This window comes from Aminobacter sp. P4_D5 (genome assembly GCF_056401815.1).
Window position 1 is genome coordinate 1 of sequence record NZ_JBFUIP010000940.1, and the last position, 625, is coordinate 625.

At 70.4% G+C, this 625-nt stretch carries 1 protein-coding gene and 1 pseudogene; one reads left to right on the plus strand and one right to left on the minus strand.

Annotation, left to right across the window (positions count from 1 at the left end; all coding sequences use genetic code 11):
- On the plus strand, positions 1-321 hold a 321-nt coding region (locus tag AC1DWF_RS35925), incomplete at its 5' end, for a DUF2155 domain-containing protein (RefSeq protein ID WP_476843223.1).
- Positions 322-330: 9 nt separating this feature from the next.
- On the opposite strand, the pseudogene AC1DWF_RS35930 reads toward AC1DWF_RS35925, so the two are convergent.
- Positions 331-625: pseudogene (locus AC1DWF_RS35930) on the minus strand (glutamine synthetase); the annotation flags it as partial.

Consider the following 625-nt stretch of genomic DNA (forward strand, 5'->3'; position numbering starts at 1 on the left):
GGCCTGGCGAGCGCGCAGGAATGGGTCTCCCGCCGCTCCGCCGAGATCCAGGCGCTCGACAAGGTGAATGCCCGCGTCCTGACTTTGCGCGCCACCGTCGGCGAGCCCGCGCGCTTCGGCACGCTGACCATCCTCGTCCGGGCCTGCCATTCCCGCCCGCCCGACGAGGTGCCGGACGCGGCGGCCTTCATGGAGATCGCCGACGAGCGCAGCCAGCCCGGCTCCGGCCCGGTCTTCCGCGGCTGGATGTTTGCCGATGCGCCGGCGGTGAATATGTTCGAGCACCCGGTCTACGACCTGCGGATCCTCGCCTGCCGCTGAGGTCGGCCGTCAGATGATCTCGAAATAGCGCTGGAGTTCCCAGTCCGTGATGGCGCGATTGAACTCGCGCTGCTCCCATTCCCGAGTCGCGGCGTAGTGGTGCACGAAGTCATCGCCGAACAGCGCGCGGGCGGCCTCCGAGCCCCGGAGCCGCTGGGCCGCATCGCCCAGCGAGCGGGGCAGGTCCCGCTCCGCCGGAAGTTCCTTCTCATAGGCATTGCCCGTGAGCGGCGCGTCGGGCTCGATCCGGTTCTCGATGCCCCAAAGGCCGGAGCCGATGGCGGCCGCGAGGGCGATGTACGGG